At 45.0% G+C, this 12393-nt stretch carries 11 protein-coding genes; 2 read left to right on the top strand and 9 right to left on the bottom strand.

Annotation, left to right across the window (positions count from 1 at the left end; all coding sequences use genetic code 11):
* Nucleotides 1-60: 60 nt before the first annotated feature.
* Together murI and btuB are read right to left on the bottom strand one after the other, a co-directional pair.
* Nucleotides 61-924, bottom strand: coding sequence for a glutamate racemase (gene murI, locus H8A87_RS04330; RefSeq protein ID WP_198688771.1), 864 nt, complete (start codon nucleotides 922-924; stop codon nucleotides 61-63).
* Nucleotides 869-2710 carry a TonB-dependent vitamin B12 receptor BtuB gene (gene btuB, locus H8A87_RS04335; RefSeq protein ID WP_198688772.1) on the bottom strand — a complete coding sequence of 614 codons (1842 nt, stop codon included), beginning with the start codon at nucleotides 2708-2710 and terminating at the stop codon, nucleotides 869-871. Before btuB ends, murI begins: the two co-directional genes overlap by 56 nt.
* Before the next feature lie 198 nt (nucleotides 2711-2908).
* On the opposite strand from btuB, the gene trmA reads away from it, so the two are divergent.
* A complete protein-coding gene (trmA, locus tag H8A87_RS04340; protein ID WP_198688944.1) occupies nucleotides 2909-4012 on the top strand; it encodes a tRNA (uridine(54)-C5)-methyltransferase TrmA in 1104 nt (367 codons plus the stop codon).
* An 89-nt stretch (nucleotides 4013-4101) separates the two neighbouring features.
* Here the strand turns inward: trmA and H8A87_RS04345 are convergent, their stop codons facing one another.
* Together H8A87_RS04345 and fabR are read right to left on the bottom strand one after the other, a co-directional pair.
* Complete coding sequence (locus tag H8A87_RS04345) at nucleotides 4102-4479, bottom strand: YijD family membrane protein (protein WP_198688773.1); 378 nt, start codon at nucleotides 4477-4479, stop codon at nucleotides 4102-4104.
* Nucleotides 4480-4500: 21 nt separating this feature from the next.
* A complete protein-coding gene (gene fabR / locus H8A87_RS04350; RefSeq protein WP_198688774.1) occupies nucleotides 4501-5163 on the bottom strand; it encodes an HTH-type transcriptional repressor FabR in 663 nt (220 codons plus the stop codon).
* Between the two features lie 207 nt (nucleotides 5164-5370).
* Here fabR and sthA point away from each other — a divergent pair, with 207 nt between their 5' ends.
* Nucleotides 5371-6768 carry a Si-specific NAD(P)(+) transhydrogenase gene (sthA, locus tag H8A87_RS04355; protein ID WP_198688775.1) on the top strand — a complete coding sequence of 466 codons (1398 nt, stop codon included), beginning with the start codon at nucleotides 5371-5373 and terminating at the stop codon, nucleotides 6766-6768.
* Here sthA and oxyR read toward each other — a convergent pair.
* From oxyR to argC, 5 genes are all read right to left on the bottom strand, one after another.
* Nucleotides 6760-7677: a DNA-binding transcriptional regulator OxyR gene (oxyR, locus tag H8A87_RS04360; RefSeq protein ID WP_198688776.1), complete on the bottom strand. Its 918-nt coding sequence runs from the start codon at nucleotides 7675-7677 to the stop codon at nucleotides 6760-6762. The genes sthA and oxyR overlap by 9 nt on opposite strands.
* A 99-nt stretch (nucleotides 7678-7776) precedes the next feature.
* Complete coding sequence (gene argH, locus H8A87_RS04365) at nucleotides 7777-9150, bottom strand: argininosuccinate lyase (RefSeq protein WP_198688777.1); 1374 nt, start codon at nucleotides 9148-9150, stop codon at nucleotides 7777-7779.
* A gap of 65 nt (nucleotides 9151-9215) precedes the next feature.
* The gene (locus H8A87_RS04370) at nucleotides 9216-10427 is read right to left on the bottom strand and encodes an argininosuccinate synthase (RefSeq protein ID WP_198688778.1); all 1212 of its coding nucleotides are present in this window, start codon (nucleotides 10425-10427) and stop codon (nucleotides 9216-9218) included.
* Nucleotides 10428-10444: 17 nt separating this feature from the next.
* Nucleotides 10445-11218 (bottom strand): acetylglutamate kinase, encoded by a 774-nt coding sequence (gene argB / locus H8A87_RS04375; RefSeq protein WP_198688779.1) that lies wholly within the window; start codon nucleotides 11216-11218, stop codon nucleotides 10445-10447.
* Nucleotides 11219-11301: 83 nt separating this feature from the next.
* On the bottom strand, nucleotides 11302-12306 hold the full coding sequence (argC, locus tag H8A87_RS04380) for an N-acetyl-gamma-glutamyl-phosphate reductase (protein ID WP_198688780.1): 1005 nt from the start codon (nucleotides 12304-12306) through the stop codon (nucleotides 11302-11304).
* Nucleotides 12307-12393 lie beyond the last annotated feature (87 nt).

Raw genomic sequence — 12393 nt, forward strand, 5'->3', positions numbered from 1 at the left:
GACTGGCAATAGTTTTTTTGAAAAAAATTACCGACTGATGATTATTACGGCAAATTGCACTTAAGTTGGTAGTTTTTCCAGCGACAGGAAGCCATATTCGTGTAAAACGGGTCGTAGAGCCTCACTATTTGGCTCTATCTTTGTGCAATAAGCCAAGTTATCCGCCGTTGTTAAAAACAAATCATCCCGATTTTTAATCAACCATGCTGTTCTACGGGCAATTGCAGCCCCTGAATCAATTAATCTTGTCCCATCGGGTAAAACTTGTGAAAGTTCTTCTGCTATTAGGGGAAAGTGAGTGCAGCCCAAAATGACAGTATCCGGAGGCTCTTTCATTTTCAGCCACGGTCTCAATATTTTTCCCAATTCTTCCAGCGGAACATCCTTACCGTGTAGCTTCTGCTCAGCCAGTTCCACCAATTCAGCAGAACCTATTGCATGCACCTGACAATCCGTAGCGAATCGTGTAATTAATTCTTTGGTATAGTCGCGATTCACCGTAGCACGCGTCGCCAATAATCCCACAACACGGTTACAACTCAGCTTTGCCGCTGGTTTGATCGCAGGCACGACACCAACAACAGGAAAGGAAAAGCGTTCGCGTAAGGTAGGCAAGCTAATCGTGCTGGCAGTATTGCAAGCGATAACGACAATCGCTAAAGGATGTTTTTTCTGGATAGTATCAACAACCTGAACGACCCTTTCGATAATCACTTCAGCTATTTTTTCGCCGTAAGGAAATGCTTCATTATCGAAAGCATATATATAGTGGAGATCCGGCAATAATTGCCGGATTTCTTGGTAGACAGATAAACCACCCATTCCGGAATCAAAAACCAGAAGCGTTGGACGGGCAGGCTTGTTTAAATCAGAAGTTGTAGCTGCCAGTGAGGTAGTATTCTCTTCCTGGAGTGCGATAGCCATAAGCTGTCTCATAATTTTTATCAAACAGATTAGCTATTCTAGCACGTATTGTAAGGTGGTTAGTGATTGGATATGAGACGTTGATATCCCATAAACTTATGCCCCCTACTTTCACAGTTTTCGGAGGATACACACTATGGTCTTGGTCGTAACGCTGACCAATATATTGATAGGTTATTCCCCAATCGATATTGAAGGCTTCCCAATCTAACTGGTATTTAACTTGCTGTTTAGCACTACGCATTAATTGCTGATTATTGCCATCGCGCGGATCAACATATTGTAAGGTCAGTTGGTGCTGGAATATGCCGGTATCCATTGTCCCCGTCCATTCAACACCTTTTATTTTTGCCTTACCAATATTTTCATAATGGTTATTGGCAAAACTTATCAATTGTTCAATATCATTGCGATAAACAGACAAACGCCAATTAAGTGATCCAGTCAATCCTTCAACCCCACCTTCCCATTGTTTACTTTTTTCTGGTTTGAGGCTGTCATTTCCCCATTTGCTATAAAGCTGGTTCAGAGTCGGAGCCTTGAATGCCGTTCCATACGAGGTAATAAAACGATAACCATCAATGAATTCCCAACTTGCCCCAGTTTGCCATGTTGCATTCCAATCATATTCAGAATGATGATCTGAACGCACTGCCCCCTCTAAGGTGAAATCATGCACCTTTTGCTGTGCGGTTAAATACAAGCCTGTGTTATCAATATCTTTTTGTACAGGAATATAATTGGAACCTGCGGCAACCGACTCTCTTTTCCAATCGACCCCACTGCTGATTGCACCATGCCCAACTTGCCATACGTTTCCCCATTGAGCATTGTACTGTTTTGAATCACTCAGGCTGGAGCCTTTGCCATAGCGCCCATATTTGGGATCAAGATTGTAATCTTTGACATGGCTGTAACTAGCCATTAACTGAGAAGAATAAATACCCTGATTAAATTGAAGGCCTACATCATAGGTACGACTGAATAACTCCCTAGTATCGACCAACATCTCGTTGTAACTATCATCATAAGCTGTTCGGTTATTAAACCCATAGGCTCGAGCAAATCCGCTAATTTGATCATTCATTTTATGATCTATTTCTAGCCATAGCATTTTACTCATAAAGCCATCCCGATCTGGCTGAGGGTATCCCCCTGTATTACCCTCAGCCACTACATCAAACCCTTTGGTATAAGTATAACCTGCGGCTGCGGTTAATAAGGTATTCTCACCGAGCTTCTGTTGTGTCGAACCATTATAGTTCTGATATCCGTTGGAGCCGATCCCTGCATTCAGTGTCGTTCCCCTTTGTTCTCGCTTTGTAATGATATTAATCACCCCACCGATGGCATCCGAGCCATATACGGCAGAACGTGCACCGCGGATGTATTCTATTCTCTGCACCATTGAGATCGGGATCTGGCTAAAATCCGCCGAACCCGTGATGCCGGCCTGATTCAAACGAATCCCGTCCACCAGCACTAGTGTATGACTTGAATTTGTACCACGAACAAATAAAGAGGAATGCTGCCCAATGCCCCCATTCTGCGCAATATCAACACTCGGCAAACGGCGTAAGACATCAACCAGGCTATTGGATTGCCAGCGGTCTATCTCTTCACGAGTCACTACCGTCATTGGTGCCAAAACCGAAGAAATCGGCTGTTTAAAGCGATTGGCTGTAACCACCAGCGGATCTTGATTGTCAGCAACAGCACAATGATTCCAGCTAGAAAACACCACTACAGACGCAGCAGATAAAAGAATATGTTTTTTATTTGTCATGAGATTTTTGATGAGAAAATGGTATCTAACTATTATGCATCTAACTATAAAGCGTCATGCTACGATGAAGATCGTGGAGTGTCCAGAATGCCTCTCCATCAAAAAAAGAGGCTAATAATCCAGAAAACTGGACATCCTTTACGCTTCCCCTACAATGCCGCTCGGAAATTTTTCTTAACGCGACCATACGAGAACCAGATAATGCAGAATGCTTTGCCAACGGAAAATTATGAAAACCAATTGATGGAGAAGGCCCATCGTCTAAAAGGAATGATGACCCCCTTTAGCGCACCTGAGCCTGAAGTTTTCCGTTCTCCTGCATCACATTACAGAATGCGAGCAGAATTCCGTATCTGGCATGAGGAAGACGACCTCTACCACATTATGTTTGATCAGCAGACCAAACAACGTATCCGTATTGATCAATTTCCAGTTGCCAATCAACTAATCAACAGCATGATGCAGGCCATCATTACTGGCATAAAAGATAATCCAGTATTACGCCACAAACTGTTTCAGGTGGATTACCTTTCCACCCTCAGCAACAAAATCATTGTCTCCCTGCTTTACCACAAAAAACTGGGTGATGAATGGCGTGAACATGCAATCGCCCTACGCAATCAATTAATAGCAGAAGGTTTTGATGTCCAGCTTATTGGGCGCGCGTCAAAAACGAAGATCATGCTCGACCATGACTATATAGATGAAGAATTACCTGTTGCAGGTAATACCCTGATTTACCGTCAGGTTGAAAACAGCTTCACGCAGCCGAATGCCAGCATCAATATCCATATGTTGGAATGGGCGATTGATATCACCAAAGGCGCGGAAGGTGATCTGCTTGAACTGTATTGTGGTAATGGTAATTTCTCTCTGGCACTGGCGCCGAATTTTAATCGCGTATTGGCGACCGAAATTGCCAAGCCTTCAGTTGCCGCCGCACAATTTAATATTGCAGCGAACCAAATTGATAATGTACAGATTGTCCGTATGTCAGCAGAAGAATTTACGCAGGCAATGAATGGAGAGCGGGAATTTAATCGACTACAAGGCATTGATTTAAAAAGTTATCAATGTGAAACCATTTTTGTTGATCCACCACGCAGTGGGCTGGATGAAGAAACGGTCAAAATGGTTCAGGCATATCCACGCATCCTTTATATTTCCTGCAATCCAGAAACGCTCTGCCAAAATCTGGAAACACTGACGCAAACCCATAAGATCAGCAAACTGGCCCTTTTTGATCAGTTTCCGTATACCCATCATATGGAATGCGGCGTACTGCTGGAAAAAAGAGCTTAATCGGCATCAAAACTGACTTTAAAAAACAAAAATGCCACAAAACTGGTCTTGTGGCGTTTTTCATTGAACCGTTCTTGATAAAAAGACTATCAGCTCTGGCTTTCTGAAGTGAATATAGCCTGCTGCTTGCGCCCTTTCACCTTTAGATAAATCCAAAACACCAAAACAGTGCCAATGATAACAGGCAAGAAATTAGAACCAATTTCTGGATATTCCATCCGAATAAACGCGCTGTACATGGACATTCCCAGAAAGAAACATCCCGTGGCCAGTTTTGGCAACCCTTCTGCCATTGGATAATTCAAATAACGTTGATGGAGACAATACAAAGAAAGTACCAATGCAATAATCGGGAAAATGGAAAAAGGCACAAATGAATTGAAAAATGCTGAGAAAGTTCCGTGTGTTGCCAGTCCAATGATAAGAGCCAGCAACATTGTGCTTTTATCTTGGCGGTATTGTTCCATCGTATTGTTCTCCTTTCATTATTATTCAGGGGTCTTAGGGATCACTTTAAGGACAGTATTTTTTTCTTGCTCACGACGATACCAATAATAAGCACCTTTGGAAATCATACGGAGTTGTAAAACTAAACGCTCTTCAAGGCGACGTCTTTTTTCTTCGTCAATATCCAGTGCTTCTGCACCTGCACTGAATACGATTGTCACCATCGCCTCGGCTTGTATTTCAGTAAAATGACGTGGCATATGACTGGCTTGCTCAAGGTAGTCTGCCAGTTCAGCAATAAAATGTTGGATTTCCCGTGCGACAGCCGCACGAAATTCAGCCGATGTGCCGGAGCGTTCGCGCAGTAACAGCCGGAACGCGTTAGGATTGTTGCCGATGAATTCCATAAACGTTGAAACCGAAGTACGGATGATGCTGCCACCCTTTGCAATGCGCTGACGTGCCTGGCGCATTAACTGACGCAACATCAGGCCACTTTCATCCACCATCGTCAGCCCCAACTCATCCACATCCCGAAAATGGCGATAGAACGAAGTCGGTGCGATACCAGCTTCCCGAGCCACTTCCCGCAGACTCAAGCTTGTGAAACTGCGTTCAGCACTAAGTTGACTGAATGCCGCTTCAATCAGGGAGCGACGGGTTTTTTCTTTCTGTTTTGCTCTAACGCCGGTTACGTTACTCACAACAATCCTGATCTATCTCGACTCTATAATGAGGCAAATATAACAGATTCTGCTGGGTTTGCTGTGATTGTTCTCTTAAAGATATTATTCGATGTTTTCCTGTTTTATTTCTAAACAATGAGATAAAAACCTCATGCTCATTGGGTTATTACACCAAGTAATGTTAAGATAGAGTTGTTATTTTGTGTAAAAATAGGTCTTTCCTCTATGCAATATACTCATTTTGATGCCATTGTGATTGGCTCTGGTCCCGGTGGGGAAGGAGCAGCAATGGGGTTGGTGAAACAAAGTAAAAACGTTGCTGTTATAGAACGTTACAATAATGTCGGTGGTGGATGTACCCATTGGGGCACGATTCCGTCTAAAGCTCTCCGTCATGCCGTCAGCCGTATTATTGAATTTAATCAAAATCCCCTCTACAGTGATAACTCCCGCATTCTTCGTTCCTCGTTTTCTGAAATCCTGCGCCATGCTGAAGTCGTTATTAATCAGCAAACCAAAATGCGCCAAGGGTTTTATGAACGCAATCGGTGCCGAATGTTTTCAGGAGAGGCAACATTCATCGATGAACATCGGGTGAGTGTGCGTTATGCCGATGATAGTGTTGATGTATTGAGTGCAGACAAGATAATCATTGCTACCGGCTCCCGCCCTTATTCCCCTCCTGATGTTGATTTTACCCACTCCCGTATTTATAACAGCGATACTATCCTGCAATTGGATCACGAACCGCGCCACGTGATTATTTATGGCGCAGGCGTGATTGGCTGTGAATACGCCTCTATCTTCCGGGGATTGGGCGTTAAGGTGGATTTGATCAATACCCGTGATCATCTGTTATCCTTCCTTGATCAAGAAATGTCTGATGCCTTGTCCTATCATTTCTGGAATAGTGGCACTGTTATCCGCCACAACGAAGAATATGAAAAAATTGAAGGTGTCGATGATGGCGTGATTGTCCACCTGAAATCCGGCAAGAAAGTCAAAGCAGACTGCCTGCTGTATGCCAATGGTCGAACAGGTAATACAGACACGTTAGGTTTGGAAAATGTTGGGCTGGAGACAGACAACCGTGGCTTACTGAAAGTCAATCGTGTCTACCAAACCAGCAATGAAAACATCTACGCGGTTGGTGATGTTATTGGCTATCCAAGTTTGGCTTCTGCGGCCTACGATCAAGGGCGCATCGCGGCGAAAGCACTCACGACAGGTAATGCTAATCTGCATCTGGTGGAAGATATCCCAACAGGGATTTATACCATTCCTGAAATCAGTTCAGTTGGCAAAACCGAGCAGCAATTGACCTCAATGAAAATCCCTTATGAGGTAGGGCGCGCCCAATTCAAGCATCTGGCAAGAGCGCAAATTGCGGGTATGAATGTCGGCAGTATCAAGATCCTGTTCCACCGTGAAACAAAACAGATTTTGGGTATTCACTGTTTTGGCGAACGTGCCGCAGAGATCATTCATATTGGTCAGGCCATCATGGAACAAAAAGGCGAAGGTAATAATATCGAATATTTCGTTAATACCACCTTCAATTATCCAACAATGGCGGAAGCCTACCGTGTTGCTGCACTCAATGGGTTAAACCGGTTATTTTGATGTTTTTCCGAGAATGTCGAAATAATTACTCATTTTAGCCCGAATCGCCTCTGCCAATTGCTCATAGCGACCACGCAGAGGTGAGCCGGGACGATAGACCAATATAATCGAGCGCTTAGGTTCCGGCTCGTAGCATTCCAGATAGCAAACGCCATCACGCTTTCTTTCTTTGGGAACCGACAATTCGGGCAATAACGTAATACCACTACCCGCCGCTACCATATTGCGTAACGTTTCTAGGCTAGTTGCTCTGAAATGGGTATCTTCTTTAGCCCCCGCTTGAAAACAGAACCCCATTGCCTGATCACGCAAACAGTGCCCATCTTCCAGCATCAATAATTTCTCGCCGGATAACTCATTCATCTTGATCTGAGTTCGTTCTGACCACTTGTGCTCTTCATACACCGCCAGTTTCATGGGTTCTTCAAAAATCGGGACTTCAATAAACGCTTCGGTTTCTTTTACCAACGCCAGAATGGCGCAATCAAGCTTCCCGCTATCGAGCTGTGCCAGCAAGTTTTGGGTTTGGGCCTCATGCAGATACATTTCCAATTTTGGGTATAATTTATGCAATTCAGGAATGATAAGTGGTAAGAGATAAGGGCCGATTGTTGGAATAAGGCCGATATGCAACGGCCCAGACATACTTTCACCTTGAAGGGACGCCATTTCCTGCAAGACCTTCACTTCCCGCAAGATGGTTTTGGCCTGTTCCACCAGCAACATCCCCTGCTGGGTAAATAATACCTTGCGGCTAGTGCGTTCCAGCAGCATCACACCCAGCTCATCTTCCAATTTGCGGATTTGCCCGCTCAGTGTTGGTTGGCTGACATGACAAGCATCAGCGGCTCGGCGAAAGTGCCGGTATTCAGCAAGTGCCACAAGGTATTCCAGATCGCGGATATTCATTCCCAACCTCTGCATTTGATATCAATGAAAGTATTGATCAATAGATCATTATATCCATGAGGGCAAAAAACTATCAACCGCTTGTGATTATTAGTATTTTTACCTAAATCGCTGCTTTGCCTGAACAATCGCTTGCTTCACTTGTTTTTGCGCTACCCCACCTTTCGCCAAACGCTTATCCAGACAGGATTGCAACGTTAACGTGTCATAAACATCCACCGAAATAACACCGCTGAATTTTTGCAATTCAAGCAAAGAAAGCGCTTCCAGCGCCTTACCTTTAGCGATTGCAGCCACTACAGCCTCACCGACGATGTGATGTGCCTCACGGAATGGGACACCTTTTACGACCAAATAATCTGCTAACTCAGTCGCATTGGCATATCCCTGTTTTGCCGCCTCCTCACAACGGGGGCGTTTCACTTGAATGCCATCCAACACCAGCGCCGCCATATGCAGGCAATCCAGCCATGTATCCAGCGCATCAAACAAGCCTTCCTTGTCTTCCTGCATATCCTTATTGTAGGCAAGAGGAAGCCCTTTCAGCGTCATCATCATACCCGTCAATGCACCCTGAACTCGGCCACATTTACCACGAATAAGTTCCAATGCATCCGGGTTTTTCTTTTGTGGCATCAAGGAAGAACCGGAAGTTACCCGATCTGACAGTTCAACAAATCCGGCTTCTCCGCTGTTAAAGAAAATCAGGTCTTCAGCGAAACGTGAAAGATGGATCATGCTAATGCTCGCACCTGACAGCAGCTCCAAGACATGATCACGATCGGAAACGCTATCCAAACTATTGCGAGTCGCCGAGGCAAAGCCTAGCCATGACGCCAATTGTTCCCGGTCAATATTGTAGGCCGTTCCTGCCAGCGCACCACACCCCAACGGACTGACGTCTAGCCGCTTCAGTGCATCCTGCAAACGACTCTCATCACGACCCAGCATTTCCGCATAGGCAAGACACCAATGGGCAAAAGTGACAGGTTGCGCCCGCTGCAAATGGGTATAACCCGGCATTACCGCATCCTGATTATTTTCAGCGGTGATCACTAATGCCTGTTGCAACTCGATAAGTGCTTTCAAGATATCGGTGATCTGATCTTTGCACCATAATTTTAAGTCGGTTGCAACCTGATCATTACGGCTGCGCCCCGTATGGAGCTTTTTGCCCAAATCCCCTACTTTCGCGATAAGTTGCCCTTCTACCCAACTGTGAATATCTTCCGCATCGCTTTGCAAAATGGCCTTGGGGTTGATTCGCACTTCATCCAGTAGCTCGTTCAAAGCCAGCTCCAGCTTTTGCTGCTCTTCGGAAGTTAATACTCCCACCGTAACCAATGCTTTTGACCATGCAACCGAGCCTACAATATCCTGCTCCGCCAAACGGTAATCAAAATGCAGTGAATCATTGAATTGCTTGAACCGCTGATCGGCTTCCTGACTGAAACGTCCACCCCAAAGTGCCATAATATCGTTCCTGTTCTCTCTATCTATTTACTATTGATTGCCAGAGTTGATTGATTGCCAAGAAATTACTTTTTGCTGTTCAGCGCACGGATGCGTGAAGAAAGCGAATAGAGGCGGATAAACCCTTCAGCATGGCTGTGATCGTAAACGTCATCCTCGCCAAAAGTGGCGAACTCTTCAGAGTAGAGGCTGTTGGCAGATTTTTTCTGCACCGCTGTCACCTGTCCTTTATAGAGTTTCAGGATAACCTCACCGTTAACACTGGCTGCCAAAGTTTCTGCTGCCGCTTGAATTGATTGACGCAATGGAGCGAACCAACGGCCATCGTAGGCAACATAAGACATTTCCAATCCCAGTTGTTGACGCCATTTGAAGCTATCGCGATCCAAAACCAATTGCTCGATGCCACGCAGCGCTTCCATCATGATGGTTCCCCCCGGCGTTTCATAACAACCACGGGATTTCATACCCACCAAACGGTTTTCCACAATATCAATCCGGCCAATGCCATGCTTGGCTCCCAACTCGTTCAGTTCATTAAGGCATTGATACGGTGAAAGCGCCTGACCATTCACACCAACCACCTCACCTTTTTCAACCGTTACCGTGACATATTCTGGTTCAGAAGGTGCATCTTCAGGCTCTGCTGTCCACACCCAGCAATCTTTATTGGCAGCATTCCACGTGCTTTCCAAAACCCCACCTTCGGTTGAGATGTGCCATGCGTTTTCGTCACGGCTATAGATTTTTTCCAGCGTTGCGGTAGTGGGGATATCACGAACTTTCAGATAATCCAACAACGCCTCACGGGAACGTAGATCCCATTCCCGCCACGGAGCAACAACTTTCAGATGTGGTGCCAAGGCGGTATAAGTACTTTCAAACCTAACCTGATCGTTACCCTTACCGGTTGCACCGTGGGCGACAGCATCCGCACCCACTTTCAGTGCCAATTCAACCTGTGCCTTGGCAATAATTGGACGAGCCATTGACGTACCAAGCAAATAACTGCCTTCATATAGCGCTCCCGTTTTCAGCACGGGATAAACATACTCTTTGATGAACTCTTCACGCAGATCGGCGACATGACATTCAGAAGCACCAGAACGCAATGCTTTTTGCTCTACACCTTCCAGATCTTCACGGCTTTGGCCAACATCAGCAACAAACGCGATGACTTCACAATTGTCATAATGCTCTTTCAACCACGGAATAATGGCGGATGTATCCAAACCACCTGAATACGCCAGAACGATTTTTTTTATACTTTTAGTCATAGAGATAACCTTTTAAATTACGCCAAAATTCGTGTGCCAACGGGTATACCATTAAATAACGCAATCAATTGATCCGCATGTCGCCAACTCGCGATATCTACTGGTTGCCCGAGTGTTTTTGCCGCCTCCAGGGCCGCACGCACTTTCACTATCATGCCGTCGGTAATAACGCCCTGTTCAATGAGATGCCCGATCTTTTCCTCTGTTGCCTCTGGGATTTTCTGGCCTTTCCCGTCCAGAATACCGCTGACATCAGACAATAAAACCAAATCCGCATTTAGCACCTGTGCAATGGCGGTAGCCGCCTGATCCGCATTCACATTCATCAACTCGCCGTGTTTAGTGATACCAATTGAGCTGATAATTGGTATATAGCCCACATCCAGCAAAATTTTCAGTAGATCAGGTTCCCCCGGTTGAGCCTTTCCTGTGTGACCAAGCTCTTCATCAAGTTGGGAAACCTTTACGGTTCCCCCATCTCCCAGACATAATCCAATGGCAGGCAAACGGAATTTTGTTGCACATGCCAGCAATTTTTTGTTGGCAGTTCCTGCTAAAGTGCCCGTAATGATGTCGATTTGATCTTCTGGCGTGATCCGCAGACCTTGTTTCTTCAAAATCGGTAGCTGCAATTGCTGCATCAGATCATCAACTAAACAGCCACCACCATGTACAATAACCAGCGGACGTTTATGGGTTTTTCGGTATGACTGCAATGTGGTAAATAACCGATCCAGCGCTTCTTTATTGTCTAATAACACACCACCCAACTTGATAACTAACGGCTCCATCGGATTTATCCTCTATCGATATTAAAATCTGTCGGAATCTTAATTTTTCGGAATTCAGTCCTTAGAAATTCAGTCCTCAGGAATTAAAACAATGCCTGAGTTTCTTCATACCCAAAACGAATATTCATGCACTGTACTGCCTGTGCTGCTGCGCCTTTCAGCAAATTATCCTCAGCCCCCACGATGATCAGGTGTTGCCCCTGAACTGCAAAACCAATATCACAGAATGGCAAACCAACGACGGATTTCAACGCAGGAACCCCTTTGCTGTATAAACGTATCAGCGGTTTATCATGATATGCCTGCTGATAGGCCTCTCTAATTTGTGCTTCTGTCACACCAGATTTCAATTTGCAGGTAATTGTGGCAAGAATGCCGCGTGAAAAATTGCCCAAATGAGGGGTAAAGATCACCTCTGTCCCTAAATGCGTGGCAATTTCAGGTTGATGACGATGGTTAAAAATACCGTAGGGCTGCAAACTCACTTCACAGAAGCTGTTTGTGATCGATGCCTTTCGCCCTGCGCCACTGACGCCGCTGATCGCATTAATGACTGGCCAATGCTCGGTATCTAGTAAATTTTGTTCGAGCAACGGTTTCAATGAAAGTTGGGAAACAGTGGGATAACAGCCGGGAACCGCAATCAGCTGTGCTTGCTTGATTTTCTCTGCCTGCCATTCTGCCAATCCATACACCGCTTGCTCTAACCACGCAGAATTTTTATGTTCAAACCCGTAGTATTTTTCATAAAACTGTGTATTTTGTACGCGATAGGCACCAGATAAATCAAACACGGTACAGCCCGCTTCCAGAAATATCGGTGCAATGTCATGGCTGACTTCATGGGCCGTGGCGAGGAAAACGACATCAATACCACTCGCCGCCTCAAACACATCAGTCAACGGCTGTAAGGGTAAATCAAGAATGCCTTTATATTGCGGGTGAAGTTCTGAAAAACATTTCCTTGCATCAGAACTTTGGGAAGAAACCATCAAGCCGGAGAGATGGACATAAGGATGACGTTGCAGATACGCTGCTAACTCAGCTCCGGTATAACCACTGGCACCAACTATCAGTGTATTCAACATGGGATTTATTCACCTTAATAGTATTAACCCAACTACATTATTGAATTTATATTCAATTAATTTGCATTAATATTGATACTATCATGA

Origin of the sequence: Xenorhabdus lircayensis, assembly GCF_016306625.1 — a bacterium.
GTDB lineage: Bacteria > Pseudomonadota > Gammaproteobacteria > Enterobacterales > Enterobacteriaceae > Xenorhabdus > Xenorhabdus lircayensis.

Bases quoted from the DNA above. Each gene is read 5' to 3' on its own strand.
- murI (WP_198688771.1), bottom strand. From the start codon at position 924: ATGGCTATCGCACTCCAGGAAGAGAATACTACCTCACTGGCAGCTACA.
- btuB (WP_198688772.1), bottom strand. From the start codon at position 2,710: ATGACAAATAAAAAACATATTCTTTTATCTGCTGCGTCTGTAGTGGTG.
- H8A87_RS04345 (WP_198688773.1), bottom strand. From the start codon at position 4,479: ATGGAACAATACCGCCAAGATAAAAGCACAATGTTGCTGGCTCTTATC.
- sthA (WP_198688775.1), top strand. From the start codon at position 5,371: ATGCAATATACTCATTTTGATGCCATTGTGATTGGCTCTGGTCCCGGT.
- oxyR (WP_198688776.1), bottom strand. From the start codon at position 7,677: ATGAATATCCGCGATCTGGAATACCTTGTGGCACTTGCTGAATACCGG.
- argH (WP_198688777.1), bottom strand. From the start codon at position 9,150: ATGGCACTTTGGGGTGGACGTTTCAGTCAGGAAGCCGATCAGCGGTTC.
- H8A87_RS04370 (WP_198688778.1), bottom strand. From the start codon at position 10,427: ATGACTAAAAGTATAAAAAAAATCGTTCTGGCGTATTCAGGTGGTTTG.
- argB (WP_198688779.1), bottom strand. From the start codon at position 11,218: ATGGAGCCGTTAGTTATCAAGTTGGGTGGTGTGTTATTAGACAATAAA.
- argC (WP_198688780.1), bottom strand. From the start codon at position 12,306: ATGTTGAATACACTGATAGTTGGTGCCAGTGGTTATACCGGAGCTGAG.